The organism is Paenibacillus litoralis (assembly GCF_046244365.1).
GTDB lineage: Bacteria > Bacillota > Bacilli > Paenibacillales > NBRC-103111 > Paenibacillus_V.
This window is the reverse complement of the sequence record NZ_CP176395.1, coordinates 1734887-1747654: the sequence shown is the minus strand read 5'-3', so window position 1 is coordinate 1747654 and position 12768 is coordinate 1734887. Positions and strand designations below refer to the sequence as shown.

General features: G+C 54.8%; 8 protein-coding genes. 4 read left to right on the top strand and 4 right to left on the bottom strand.

Annotated elements, in window-relative coordinates:
* Positions 1-158: 158 nt before the first annotated feature.
* Positions 159-1430, bottom strand: coding sequence for an alpha-L-fucosidase (locus ACKGJP_RS07260; protein WP_409344996.1), 1272 nt, complete (start codon positions 1428-1430; stop codon positions 159-161).
* A 129-nt stretch (positions 1431-1559) separates the two neighbouring features.
* Between ACKGJP_RS07260 and ACKGJP_RS07255 the strand changes: the two genes are divergently transcribed.
* The 3 genes from ACKGJP_RS07255 to ACKGJP_RS07245 all read left to right on the top strand — a co-directional run bounded on the left by ACKGJP_RS07255 (position 1560) and on the right by ACKGJP_RS07245 (position 7019).
* Positions 1560-2378 (top strand): AraC family transcriptional regulator, encoded by an 819-nt coding sequence (locus tag ACKGJP_RS07255; protein ID WP_409344995.1) that lies wholly within the window; start codon positions 1560-1562, stop codon positions 2376-2378.
* Between the two features lie 270 nt (positions 2379-2648).
* Entirely contained in the window at positions 2649-5030 is a 2382-nt protein-coding gene (locus ACKGJP_RS07250; RefSeq protein ID WP_409344994.1) for an invasin domain 3-containing protein, read from the top strand.
* 36 nt (positions 5031-5066) lie between these two features.
* The gene (locus ACKGJP_RS07245) at positions 5067-7019 is read left to right on the top strand and encodes a collagen-like protein (RefSeq protein ID WP_409344993.1); all 1953 of its coding nucleotides are present in this window, start codon (positions 5067-5069) and stop codon (positions 7017-7019) included.
* A gap of 87 nt (positions 7020-7106) precedes the next feature.
* Here the strand turns inward: ACKGJP_RS07245 and ACKGJP_RS07240 are convergent, their stop codons facing one another.
* From ACKGJP_RS07240 to ACKGJP_RS07230, 3 genes are all read right to left on the bottom strand, one after another.
* Complete coding sequence (locus ACKGJP_RS07240; RefSeq protein WP_409344992.1) at positions 7107-7871, bottom strand: sulfite exporter TauE/SafE family protein; 765 nt, start codon at positions 7869-7871, stop codon at positions 7107-7109.
* A gap of 222 nt (positions 7872-8093) precedes the next feature.
* Positions 8094-9053 carry an acetylxylan esterase gene (locus ACKGJP_RS07235; protein ID WP_409344991.1) on the bottom strand — a complete coding sequence of 320 codons (960 nt, stop codon included), beginning with the start codon at positions 9051-9053 and terminating at the stop codon, positions 8094-8096.
* Between the two features lie 142 nt (positions 9054-9195).
* Positions 9196-11700, bottom strand: a complete 2505-nt coding sequence (locus tag ACKGJP_RS07230; RefSeq protein WP_409344990.1) for an O-antigen ligase family protein — start codon at positions 11698-11700, stop codon at positions 9196-9198.
* Between the two features lie 191 nt (positions 11701-11891).
* Between ACKGJP_RS07230 and ACKGJP_RS07225 the strand changes: the two genes are divergently transcribed.
* Positions 11892-12731 carry a metallophosphoesterase family protein gene (locus tag ACKGJP_RS07225; protein WP_409344989.1) on the top strand — a complete coding sequence of 280 codons (840 nt, stop codon included), beginning with the start codon at positions 11892-11894 and terminating at the stop codon, positions 12729-12731.
* Positions 12732-12768: the final 37 nt, after the last annotated feature.

Below are 12768 nucleotides of genomic sequence, written 5' to 3'. Positions count from 1 at the left end.
CGTTTCGTCAGCGGTTAGTGTAACCAATTTTTGCATATTCATGTTTCGCTTATGATGTCGGTGATCCGACTAAAGCGTTGGTACGAGTATATGTAAAAACCCACCTCAAATTGAAGTGGGTTTTTATTTCCTCTTATTATGAAATCGGCAACTGCCGCTTACTCTTCCGTAAGCTCCAGCTCGATAACCGTGTCCGCCTCGTCGGGCAGACTGATCGGCAGGCTGATGAAAGCGCCTGTAGCCGTATCGCCGTAATGATCGGCCATCCACGGCACCTCCACCTTCAGCTCCGCGCCGTCCGCCAGCAGCCGCGCCTTACGCACTTTGCCCTTCAAGCCCTGGAAGTAAACGGGCCCGATGCCGCGGTCCAAAATATGCGCATACAGCTTGTTGCCGTTCTGCGTATAGCGCCCCCACTCCGGCTTCGGCTTGTCGGCCAATCCGCAGCCGTATATGCTGTCGCCGTTGCGCCGCATCCACTTGCCGACTTCGGCAAGAATGTCCAGCGACTCCCGCGGGATTTCGCCCTTGGCGTCAGGGCCTACGTTAAGCAGCAAATTGCCGTTCTTGCTGACGCATTCCACGAGCGCGCGCACGACCTGCTTCGGCGACTTGTATTCCTTGTCCGTCGCGTGATAGCCCCAGTGCGCGTTCAGCGTAATGCACGCCTCCCACGGAATTTGCTCGCCGGCTTCGTTCACGATGCCGCCGGGCGGAATGATTTGCTCCGGCGAATAGAAGTCGCCGGCGTATACTTCCGGCTCCCGCTTCTTAATATTTCCGCCGAGCCGGTTGTCGATGACGATATGCGGCTGTATGCTGCGCATCATGTTGATGAGCTCGGTCGCCCGCCATTTTTCGCCCGTCATATCCTCGAACGAGTAGTCGAACCACATGATGTCGATTTTCCCGTAGTTCGTCAGCAGCTCCCGCACTTGGCCGTGCATATAGTCCAGATAGTTGTCAAAATGGACCGGCTTCGCTTTATACGCATCATTGTCCCTCATCGGATGGTTGCCGACAGCCGGATAATCCGGGTGGTACCAGTCGATGATCGAATAGTAGAAGCCGACAGCAAGTCCTTCCTCGCGGAACGCATCGACGTATTCGCGAACCAAATCGCGGCCCGCCGGCGTATTCGTCGCTTTATATTCAGTCAGCTTGCTGTCGAACAAACAGAAACCGTCATGATGCTTTGTCGTAAGAACCGCATATTTCATGCCCGCTTCCTTGGCGGCTTTCGCCCACTCGCGCGGATTGTAACGGGTCGGATTGAATTCGTCGAAATACGGCTGATACGCTTCCGTCGTGATCCGTTCGTTGCTTTTGACCCATTCGCCTCTTGCCGGAATCGCATACAAGCCCCAGTGAATAAACATGCCGAACCGGTCCTGCAAAAACCACCGCGTCCGCTCTTCCCTGCTCATCATCCGCCTACACCCCGTATCCCAAATTTAATAGCAGCCTACACGTCCATCATACGCTACGATCCTGTATAATAGGGATACACGGAATTCACTTACATTTGCACAATACTAACTTCCTACAGGTGATTCGCCATGGATAAAACGAAGCTGCTTAAAAGCTACTTGTCCAATATGCAAGTGGACGTCTCGGATGCGCACTATACGAAGGTCAACATCAACTGGAAAGCTCCCGAGTTTATCCCGTCCATTAATCGGTTTTATTATATCGTGGAGGGAGAGGGACGGCTGACGATCGACGGCGAAGTCTTTCATCCGAAGCCGGGCCAGCTTTTCCTGATGCCTGCGGGGGTCAAGCAGTCTTACTCAACGATTAGCGACGACACGTTCGCGAAGCATTGGTGCCATTTTACGGCCATGATCGGCGAGATGCATTTGTTCCAAATCCTCAAAATCCCGTTTTTCATCGAGGTTCGCGACCCGGAGCACGTGACGGCGCTGTTCCAGAGGCTCTCGCAGCAGTTCGGCAGCCCCGGCGTGACGGGCATGCTGCGCACGAAAGCTACGATGCTCGAGCTGCTTTCGTATTTCCTTGAGCATACGGTGATCGAGAACATCCGTCTTGCCGCAACCGATTCCGTCGAAAAGCTGACCGCCGTGCTCCGGCATATCGACTCGCACTTGACCGAAACCGTTTCCGTGGAGGAACTTGCCAAGCTGGCCCACCTGCATCCGAATTATTTCATTAAATTTTTCAAAGCGCACCTCGGCGACTCCCCTATTCAATACATCAACAAACGCAAGCTCGATCACGCCAAAACGCTGCTCCGTACGACAAACCTGAGCATCAAAGAAATCGCCGAAGCTACGGGGATGGATTTGCATTATTTCTCGCGGCTTTTCAAGCAGGCGGCCGGCATGTCCCCTACCGTTTATCGGACGTTGAGAGAGTGATAGACCGAAATCCCCCCCCTAGCAACTTCCCATGTGGATATAAGCTCGACAATGCCTCCGGTATCGGGGGTTTTATTTCTTTCCTAGTAAATAACCATCATGTATAATTAATACTATTGGAAAAACATAGATTCGTTTTTGCAAAGACGATCAGTCAATTATTCCAGAAATGGGGATGGGAGCCGTCAAAATAGAGGCAGACAAAAAATAGAATAGAGAGGACAAGGTCTAATCAGAATGTCTAATGGGAAACTCCGGAATACCCGGCTAATGCAAAAAATCATATCCCAAATCATGATTGTTGTACTTCTGCTGGTCTTTTCAACCAGTGCCGCTCTCGCCGATGCTGCGGCCGCGAGCATTTCCACGGCGGGTCAGTCCGTCACCGGAACCGTCCAAGTTCATGACGAGGCGATTCCTGCAGACGGGACAAGCCAAACCGTCGTAACTGTGCATCTGAAAGATCCAAACGGCAACGATTTATCCATTTCCCCCGAAAAAGTAAAGTTAACTACTTCTTTGGGCACCTTAGACCCGCAGGTTTCCGCCTCCGTTTACGGACAGTATACGTCTATACTGACAGCTCCACTTGCTGCAGGCGTCGCTTTTATTAGCGCCGAAGTCGATGGTATCTGGATTCCTGATATGGCCAGGGTAAATTTTATACCAGGCGCGGTTTCGCCTACCCACACGGTTATCGCCGCAAACCATCAATCGCTGCCGGCGAACGGCTTCAGCCGGACCGTAATTTCGGTTTTTCTGAAGGACAGCCATGGCAATGCCATAGCCGCTAAGGCGGATTCGCTTCAATTGTCCACCACATTGGGGCAGCTAAGCGACGTGACGCATGAAACCTACGGACATTACGAAATGAAGCTAGTTTCGCCTGTCTATGGGAGCCTGGCGCGCCTGACGGAAAATCCAGGTTCAACTAACCCTTTGGAGATCGACTTCGAGCAGGAAACCCTCCTGACAAGTACCCCCAATAACAGCCGAATCCCGGCAACTCTTTCCGTTACTTATGAAACCTATGGCGTATATAAAGCGATTTTGACAGCTCCCTTATCCGCAGGAATTGCCGAAATTAAAGGAAGCATAAACGGTACGCCTATTGGCTCAAGCGCTTATGTGGCCTTTACGGAAGCAAGCTCGCAAGATGCCTTAACGGGACTGAATTTCACCCAGCCGTCTTATTCCATGAAAAACGGACAGCAGCTTTCCACGGTTTTAGAGGCTACATACTCAAATGGCGACGTCAGGAATGTTTCCGTATTCGCTGCCTATACCATGACGAACCCTTCTGTCGCTTCCGTGGACAGCAGCGGGAAGGTCCAAGGCCATACTGCCGGACAAACGGTATTGACCGCGACATACGGCGGGTTTGCAGCCGAGACCAGAATTATTGTAGAAACAGACAACCATGGAAACATCGACAACCCTCCGCCGAATCCGGGAGATTCGACGCCTCCTTCCACGCCACCCCCTGGACTCGTTATCGAGGTCATTCCTAAAGGCGGTCAGAGCGGACAGAAAGGAATATCCTTGGAAGACGTCAAAAAGGGCGTCATCGTGCTGAGCACGGCGCCTTCAGGCGGACAAGTCAATATTACGGCAGCGAACTTAAAACAATTGAAAGCGATCAACGAACAGGCTGTATTGGAAATCCAGGCTGGTCGATCATCGATGATACTTCCCGTTTCGGAGCTGGATTTGCAAGCGTTTAGCCGAAAATTCGGATTTCCGGAAGACTCTATCCGCCTGGAAATCATGATTCGCGAGCCCGAACCGATTGTTGCCGAGGCCATTCAGCAGTCGGGACAGGACATAAAGGCTCGTTTATTAACCCCTCCCCTGGAGTTCGAAGTCCTGGTGACCGGCGCGAGCAACCAAAAGGTTTTCATTAGCTCCTTTAACCGATTCGTTTCGCGTACCCTGCCTATGGGGAGCGGTCCGATCCCGGCAACGGCAACCGGTGTTCGTTGGGTGCCGGAGACCCGTCAATTCAAGTTTGTCCCCACTTTCTTCGAATGGAAGGACGGACAATGGTCGGCGGTCATGAAACGACAAGGCGCCAGCATTTATACCGTTATCGACCGGCCCGTATCTTTCCAGGATAGTAAGGGTCATTGGTCCGCAGCGGATATTGAGCTGCTTGCATCCAAGTTGATTGTAGAAGGACGCACCAAGGAAGCGTTTGATCCGGACGCTGCCATCACGCGGGCGGAAATTGCGGCGCTCGCCGTCAGATCGCTCGGGTTGAATGATTCGGAAGAAAAAAGCCCGTTCCCGGACACGGTAGGCGGCTGGTATGAGAAGGCGGTCAGCACAGCCTATCAGGCCGGTTTGATTTCCGGATATGAAGACGGCACTTTCCGGCCTATGCAGCGGATCACTAGAGAAGAGCTGGTCGGTGTGCTTGTACGGGCTATGCAGTATACCGCCGTTCAGTCAGCCGGAAGCGGTTCTTCGCATAAATCGTTCACCGATGAACCGGCCATTTCCCGTTGGGCTCTGGACGATGTTCGGTTTGCTATGCAAAGCGGAATTATTGAAGGGGATGAGAACGGGGCGTTTCGGGCAGGAAGCTACACTTCCCGCGCCGAAGCCGTTACCATGCTCAAGCGGATGCTAAAGCTTATTCAATTTATATAAGTTTAGGATACTCATTTCGATTAGAGGAGATTGGCAATGAAAACTATCGGCAAACTAGCGTTGGCTGCAGTAATGGCGTCCGTCGCTTTCACCTTTCACGGGAATACGGCGCAGGCCGCAACAACCTTGCTGGATTCCATTAATGTTTGTGTAAGCTCCAGCGGTCAAATGAAGCTTTTGGCTCCGGGAGGCAGTTGCGGAATTAACGAGCGAATGTATACGCTGATGCTTAAAGGCGATCAAGGACCGGCTGGTCCGCAGGGTCAACAAGGGGCGGCAGGCCCCATAGGCCCAATAGGTCCGATAGGCCCGATGGGGCCTACGGGGCCGCAGGGCCAACAAGGTCCGCAAGGTCCGCAAGGTGCGAAAGGCGACACGGGCGATACAGGAGCGGCTGGCCCCGCTGGCGCAACGGGTCCGCAGGGCGCGAAGGGCGACCAAGGCGTTACGGGAGCCGCAGGGCCGATCGGTCCGATGGGACCGGCGGGTCCGGCAGGACCTCAGGGTCAACAAGGTCCGCAAGGCGCGAAAGGCGACACGGGCGATGCAGGAGCGACCGGAGCGACCGGTCCGGCCGGCGCAACGGGCCCGCAAGGCGCGAAGGGAGATAAAGGCGACACGGGCGATACAGGAGCGACTGGCCCCGCTGGCGCAACCGGTCCGCAGGGCGCGAAGGGCGACCAAGGCGTTACGGGAGCCGCAGGGCCGATCGGTCCGATGGGTCCGGCGGGTCCGGCAGGACCTCAGGGTCAACAAGGTCCGCAAGGCGCGAAAGGCGACACGGGCGATGCAGGAGCGACCGGGCCGGCCGGCGCAACGGGACCGCAGGGCGCGAAGGGCGATGCAGGAGCGGCCGGACCTGCCGGCGCAACGGGGCCGCAGGGCGCGAAGGGCGATACCGGAGCGGCCGGGCCGGCCGGCGCAACGGGGCCGCAGGGCGCGAAGGGCGATACAGGAGCGACCGGGCCCGCCGGTGTTGCAGGTCCAGCGGGTCCACAAGGTCCGGCAGGGCCGCAAGGCCTCATAGGTCCGGCAGGTCTCATAGGTCCGGTAGGTCCGCAAGGTCCGCAAGGTGAAGGTGCCAGCATGTATGGCGACGGTTCAGCGGGTTCACTAAACGTAAGTGCCGGTAACACATTGGATTTGACCACGACAACCGGTGTAAATTCATTACCCAATAAAGCCAACTTTCAATTTTCCAGCATTACGATTACAGGAAATCTCATTCTCCCGAGCGGTACCATGTTGCGATCTTCGGGGGATATCACCATCACCGGAACGATCACGGTCAGTCCAGGCGCGCAGGATAGCGGCGGCGGCAATCCGCATCCCGGCATTTCCTTGGCTGAAGCCGGTCCAACGAACGGCGGGATAGGACTTTCTTATCTGCAAGCGGCTCAAATCACTTTGCCGGGAGCGGCAGCCGGAGGCGCGGGAAATCGTATTCCCGCAGCCTCAGGCGGCGAGGGCGGAGGATCGCTTGTATTGATCGGGAAAGGAAATGTTAGACTAGGCACAGGGGCGTCGATTAACGCAAACGGCGTACATGGCGTAAATCCGCAAACGGCAGGCCAAGGTATCGCAGGAACCGGCGGCGGCGGCGGCGGGGTCGTGGTCATTGGAGCCAAAGGGTCGCTGACTATTGCAGGCACGATCAGAGCGAATGGAGGAAACGGCTCTATCGGATTTGACGACAATGGCGGAAACGGAGAAGCCGGCGGCGGCGGTGGCGGCGGCGGTATTATTCATCTTATCTCTTCCAGTTCTCCGAGCATTACAGGAACTTTGCAGGCAAACGGCGGGGCTGGCGGAGCCAATGTGGCTGGCACCGGCACGATAAATGCCGGCGGCGGCGGCGGCGCAAGCGGCGGCAGCGGGGGCGACGGCGGCGGCGGTACCACGGCGAGTCCTATTGCGAGTCAGCCAGGACAGCCAGGACACACGATCGAAACCGTGACCCCTTCCCCTGAGCAAATGTTTGTAAAATAGCCGTATCAAAAAAAGAACCTCCGGATCCGCGTTTACCGTGGATTTGGAGGTTCTTTTGGCAACTATCGGGGACAGCAGCTTCGCCTGTCATATCAGCTTCAAGCCGCTGATCAGGATCAGCGTCGCCATGACCGTGCGCAGAGGGCGCGACGGCAAAATGACGGCGAGCTTGCTGCCGATCAGAACGCCCGGTATGGAGCCGAGCATCAGGTTAAGCGCTAAACTATAATCGATATTGCCCATACCGGCATGCAGGACGCCGGCTACCGTGACGAGCAGGAACGCATGGGCGATATCCGTTCCGACCACCTTGGAAGCGTTCATCCGGTACAAATAAATCATCGCAAGCGCGTAGAGCGAGCCGGAGCCGATCGACGTCATGCCGACGATAAACCCGAGCAGCGCGCCGATGGCGATCGTCATGCCGCGCTTCTGCTCAAGCGGCAGCAGCTGAATCCGGTTTTCTTTGATCTTATGCTGAAACAGCTGGCGGTACAGCGTCGCGATCGCCGTGATGATCAGCACCACGCCTAGCGCATGCTTGATCAACTGCTCTTGATTATGGAAGAAGGAGTTCAGAAAATGCAGCGACAATACCGCTACAACCGCTCCGGGGATACTGCCGTAAGCGAAATATTTCACCATTTGCATATCGATCGTTTTCTGCTTAAAGTGCTGGGCAGCACCGAACAGCTTCGTTACCGAGTTATAGAGCAGATCCGTCCCGACCGCTATGGAGGGGTTAATACCGAACATAATCAACAACGGTGTCAACAGCGACGCCCCGCCTACTCCGGTCGCGCCAACCAACAACCCGACGAAAAGCCCAAGCAAGCCGATTCCCAGTTCCATCCCGAACACCCACCCCAATAACCTACATATTCAACATAAGGCCCATGCGTTCTTAGCAAGAGCGACAAACATGATTTCATTTTGAATTTTATTTCCGATTATTTATATAGGAATTATAAGTGAGGGAAAGCCGAGTTGTAAAGTGGGTTTTAACTTGTTTCCAAAATGAAATAAACGTCCTCCCATAAGCGGGCGGACGTTTATTATTAATCGAATCGATGATTACAAACCGAGCATGAATTGAACAGTTTTATCCGTGAAGCCAGGCAAGCCTTCATGACCGAAATCCGGATAAATCTCATACGATTTCGGCGCCGTCATTTTGTTGAAGGCCGCGAATTGCGTGGATGGCGGGCATACCGCATCCATCAGCCCTACGCCCATCATCACTTCGCCGCGAATCCGGTTTGCCAAAAATTGCAGATCGATATAACCGAGCCGCGTAAAAATGTCGTCTTCGCGCTTATGCTGCGGATCGAAGTTGCGGAAGAACGTTTTGAGCTCCGCATAAGCGTTCGCCGCCTGATCCATCTCCCAAACGCGTTTGTAGTCGCACAAGAATGGATAAACCGGGGCAAGCCGCTTCACGCGCGGTTCAAGCGCCGCGCAGGCAATCGTCAGCGCTCCGCCCTGCGAGCCTCCGATGACGCCGACACGGTCGGGATCGACTTCCGGCAAATTCATGACGATTCCCGCCAGCTGCGCCGTATCGAGGTAAATATGCCTGAACAGCAAGTTGTCCTCGTGGTCGTTAAGTCCCCTGATAATATGTCCGTTAAGCGTCGTTCCCTTTACACCGCCCGTATCTTCCGAATATCCGCCTTGTCCGCGAACGTCCATCGATACCATCGAATAGCCGAGCGAGGCGTAAACGAGCTTGTCCGCCCATTCGCCGCAGCTGCCGGAATAACCGTGAAATTGAACGATGGCGGGATGTTTGCCCTCCGCGTTCTTAGGCCGGACATACTTCGCGTGAATACGCGCGCCGCGCACTCCCGTAAAATACAGATCGAAGCAATCCGCTCCCGGTACCTGGAATGCGCTTGGCACCAGCTCGACGGCGGGGTCTACCGCACGCATCTCGTCAAGCGCGCGTTCCCAATATTCGTCGAAATCGGCCGGACGCGGGTTGCGTCCCTCATACGCCAATAATTTCTCTAGCGGCATGTCTAACAAAGGCATGATTCATTCTCCCTCTTTTCGTTTGGTTGCGATTCCGAACTTGCGGCGCCGCGCCAATGTGGAGAAGCGCCGCGTCACCCCCATATTTTAACATGGAATTTTGGCGATGTAGCCAACTTTTTTACGAATGCCGAAGACTTTTTCAATTCGCCGCCTTCAATTGCTCCAGCAGCGCCTTTTCGTTCGCATCGACTGCCACCAGACGGTCGTACAGCTTCTGGTCGTTCTGGTTCAGCTTCTGCAGCGAAGCTAGATAGAACCGTACAATATAGCGGTCTGCGGGTTTGCTCAGATCTTCCTTAACTGCCGGTCCCAGCAAGTCGGCCGCTTCCTTGTACTTCCCGTTTCTGTAGTGCGTCTGCCCGATCGTAAGCCGCATTTGCGGGGTAACGCCGAACGCTCTGCCCTGCATTTGCCCCTTAGGCAGCGCTGCCAGCTGCTCCGTTTTGGTCATGACGGTTTGCAGCAGGTTCAGCGCATCGCTCTCGTACCGGTTTTTGAGCTCGGCATTGTTTTCTTTCCCCGCCTTGTCGGCGAGAAATACGTAAAGATCGATTCCCCGTTCGTAAAAGCTTGGAATACGCGGGTTTTTCTCTTCGTCCGGCGTGTCCCACGGAAATAACGCCAGCATGTGCTTGATCTGGCCGAGAGCCGCGTCGTAATTCTGCTTCACGATGTACTGGCTGTACCGCTTCTCCAGAACGGAGCGGTTATAGGGCTCTTTCGCTTCCAGTCCGTCGATGAGCGAGAACGATGCCTCGTAATAGCTCTCGTCTTTCAACTGCTGATACGCTTGATCCATCAAATTCGCTTTCGTCAGGACGTAGGCCGGATTGTTCGGCTGCAGCGAGAGCGCAGCGTCCAGCGGCGCCAGCATCTGTTCGAACGTCTTTTGCTCATTTATCGCAGTCAAAGCATTCCGGTAATGCTGATCCGCACGCAGCTTCACCGCCCCGACGATGAACACCGCCACGGCGATCGCGCAAACGGCTGCAGGAACCGCCATCCGCCAGCGGCTATCGCCGATCCTGCGCGTCCAGCCGTACCTGTGCGGCGCCGTCCCCGCCGTCACCCCTCCGAGACATAGAAACAGCAGCGCGGCGATATACACATAGCTCATCTCGAAATCGATCATGCTGTGAATAAGAAGCGCTATCGAAACGATATAGAAAATCAGGTGACTGGTGCGATCCGATTCGCCTTTTTTTATGCAGCTTCGGACATAGCGGTAATAAATCGTGCCCAGCAGCAGCAGGAACAGCGCGGCTCCAATAAGTCCCACATCGATGGCGTATTGGAAAATGAAGCTATGCGCTTGCCGGCTTATATAAGGGTTATTCTGGTATTTCTCCCATAACGCCATCCAGCCTCCGCCACCGCTGCCAAGCAGCGGATAATCGCGGATAACCTTCCATGCATCCTCGTAGAACGTTCCTCGTTCCAGTACGCTGTGCTGTTGAAAATTGATGTTTTCGATTCGGGTTCTCAGCATGTCCGGCAAAAGCGACGTCACCCAAGTCGTACCGAGCAAAACGTATACGCCTGCCGCGCCAAGCACGATAAGCCCCAGCGGAAACAGGACGCCGCTGTACTTGAATCCGCTGACCTTTTGCAGCTTCTTCTCAAGCAGCGGATACACGAACGCTTGAATCAGCGCTGCCGCGGCAGCGAACGCAAGCGAGTACAGCAGCAGTCTGCTCCAGCCGCTCCATGAAGCCGCGTCGAACACCGACAGCAGATCGGAGGGCTTCTTGCCCGTTTGCTCGTAAAACGCGACGAATTTCTCCCGGAGCGGCTTCGCAATGTCGACGAACCGTTCCGTCAGCGTGATCGAAAGCAGTGCCGCCCCGCCCAAGTAAACGCACATCATGATTTGTCTGACTACCGAAAGAAAAGGGAGCACGAGCACCAGGATGAGCGGCAGCAGCACATAACCGCCTCTTGACTGCGTCAGCCAGAACGAAGCCATGATCGGAATCAGCATCGATGCGTGCAAAGCGATCCAATACCATTTGCGCGCGCTGACCGTCAGGAACAGACAGGCGACAAGCAGGGCCATTAAATACGCCACATAAGCATTGGCATATTGGAAGACCGATGTAAGCCGTAATCCGTTATACTCGATCATGACCGCATGATGGAAATAGTCGTTTCCGAACATGTTGACGAAGCCGTATACCACGACGATATATCCGGTAACGACTATGGCCTGCTGGATAAAGGCTGCCCCCGGCTTTTCTCTTGCCAGCACGTTGCCCGCCACGAAGAAAGCGGCGTAAAGCGTACTGATCAGCGCCATCTGGCCGGCAAAATGAGAGGAAGCCGCTTGCGTCAGCGAAATCAGGTAAAAGAGCGGAATGACCCAAACCGCTGCGGTCATCAAATCCCGCGAATCGGTAAACCGCCATGCCGGAAACACGCGTATCGAAACGATCAAGAGCAGTAAAGCCGCCCATATAACGGCCGTATTGATCGGCGCTTCGTAGGTCCAGGCCCCCCCGTTAAATAACGCCGTGCGAAAGGATTGCGTGGCCACGAAAGCCGCGAGGCCCGCTATCGCCAGCCAAAAAAGCAAGGATTGCCCGTCCGCCGTTTTCGATTTGGCTTGTGTGTGCGGCCGGTATCCCTTTTGCGTTTTACTCTCCATCTCCTCTATTTCTCCTTTTTTCTACAATATCTTCCATACTATCAAAAATAATAAGAGGCTTCATCTTTTTTTCAGTCGCCGAGCCATTCTTTACATCTATTTCATACTCTATTTACATACATATGGTATCGTGAAACAAGAACCAACGAGAAAAAACGCCTTTCGGCGTCCTAAAAAAGGTGGGAAAAGGCATGCTGCGAATCGCGCTGGCAGGAGATTTGCATTATTTCCGGGTGGAAGAAGGACAACCCGGGGCCGAAGAGCTGGAGGAAGGCCGGAACCTGTTTTTCCATACGTATTTGCGGGCTTTCTTGGACTGCGAAGCGGATTGGCACATTTCGATCGGGGATTGGACAAATAGAGGACATGAGGAAGAATTCAAGGCTCTACAGTTGCTTCTGCAGGAAAAAGGCGTTCGTTTCCGTTTGGCGCCGGGCAACCACGATACGGATTCTCTTCCCAAAGAGCGAATCGCCGCACTGACCGGCGCGCCCGCCTACGACGTCGTGCATACGAATGAAGCGACGCTTGCGTTTCTCGATACGGCCAAAGAAATGTCGCCGGCCAACTGGGAAGGCGAAGTCGGCGAGGAGCAGCTCGCTTGGCTTGAGACCGTCGTACGCGACACCGGCTCGAAGCCTCTGCTCGTTTTTGCCCATCATCCGGTATACGGCACAACGGCGGATTCGACGGAGAAATGGCTCAGCATTCATCCGGAGAACAGACTGCGCTATGTTCTGGCAGGCAAAGACGGTCCTGGGGTTTATTTTAACGGGCATAATCACGTCAACTCCATCGTGCAGTCGGGACAATGGCATTTCGTGCAGTCGGCGGCCGTTCTATGCCATCCGTCCTATAAGCTGATCGAAGTGGACGACGGGTACGTTAGCGTGAAGGAGATTCCCGTCCTGCATGAGGACTTGCTCAAGGGCTGGGAGACGCTCAAGTCGCGATTTACCGGGTTTTATTTCGTAGACGGCGCCAAAGCGCAAGGAAGCGAAGCCGACCGGAATCGGCTCATCGAGCTGTAAACGCCAAGAGACCGCTTCGCAGCCGAAGGGGTCTCTT

Bases quoted from the DNA above. Each gene is read 5' to 3' on its own strand.
- ACKGJP_RS07260 (WP_409344996.1), bottom strand. From the start codon at position 1,430: ATGATGAGCAGGGAAGAGCGGACGCGGTGGTTTTTGCAGGACCGGTTC.
- ACKGJP_RS07255 (WP_409344995.1), top strand. From the start codon at position 1,560: ATGGATAAAACGAAGCTGCTTAAAAGCTACTTGTCCAATATGCAAGTG.
- ACKGJP_RS07250 (WP_409344994.1), top strand. From the start codon at position 2,649: ATGCAAAAAATCATATCCCAAATCATGATTGTTGTACTTCTGCTGGTC.
- ACKGJP_RS07245 (WP_409344993.1), top strand. From the start codon at position 5,067: ATGAAAACTATCGGCAAACTAGCGTTGGCTGCAGTAATGGCGTCCGTC.
- ACKGJP_RS07240 (WP_409344992.1), bottom strand. From the start codon at position 7,871: ATGGAACTGGGAATCGGCTTGCTTGGGCTTTTCGTCGGGTTGTTGGTT.
- ACKGJP_RS07235 (WP_409344991.1), bottom strand. From the start codon at position 9,053: ATGCCTTTGTTAGACATGCCGCTAGAGAAATTATTGGCGTATGAGGGA.
- ACKGJP_RS07230 (WP_409344990.1), bottom strand. From the start codon at position 11,700: ATGGAGAGTAAAACGCAAAAGGGATACCGGCCGCACACACAAGCCAAA.
- ACKGJP_RS07225 (WP_409344989.1), top strand. From the start codon at position 11,892: ATGCTGCGAATCGCGCTGGCAGGAGATTTGCATTATTTCCGGGTGGAA.